A 733-nucleotide genomic window follows, 5' to 3' on the forward strand; every position below is an offset into this window, starting at 1 on the left:
GTCCGTCCGCCGAGGCCTTCAGAACACGCACGCGAAGATCGTCGCTCAGAGCTCGGGCCATCATCCAACTCCTCTTCGAGGAGCTTGAATCAGCCCAGAACACGCTCGTCACTTCACAATCGATTCAACGATCAGCGGAAACGCTCTAGCTGGGGCGCGGTCGCTTCGAACTCTTCGACCGCCTGTTCAACGACGCAACTATGAACACCCTGTTGCCAAAGCGACGCGGCTATATAGGCAAGCCGCTCCCGTTCGCCTGGCGCTTTCAATGGATCGGATCCGTGCCGGTCAACGACCATCGCCCAGGCTCTATCCAGCGATCGTTGAAGAATATCCAGCTCTTCCGGCGACGCGAAACTAGAGCGTTTCCGGCTTAATCCGGGTCATATCCCGCCGCTCTGAAGTAGTTTGCGCATTCGTTCGGCGAGAAGAGGTCGACGATTGCTCCAACAGCTCCCCAGAGGGCGGGGATGGTGCGTTCGGCCTTGGCCCGCAGCAGGGATTTGAGCTTGGCGAATGCGTTCTCGATCGGATTGAAGTCCGGGCTGTAGGGCGGCAGGAACGAGAGCGTGGCAACGGCGCGTTCGATCGCCTCGCGGACACCGGCAGGCTTGTGCGCCGGGAGATTGTCCATGACGACGATATCGCCCGGCTCCAGCGTCGGAACCAGGACTTGCTCGATATAGGCCAGGAAGACCGTGCCGTTCATGGCACCGTCGTAGACAAACGGCGC

Annotated in this window: 1 protein-coding gene; it reads right to left on the reverse strand. The window is 60.2% G+C overall.

Annotation, left to right across the window (positions count from 1 at the left end; genetic code table 11):
• Positions 1–373: 373 nt before the first annotated feature.
• Positions 374–733: transposase (locus tag AC1DDA_RS27405; RefSeq protein ID WP_476798095.1), on the reverse strand; the 360-nt coding region annotated here is incomplete at its 5' end.

It is taken from the genome of Allobosea sp. 10N428 (assembly GCF_056394545.1).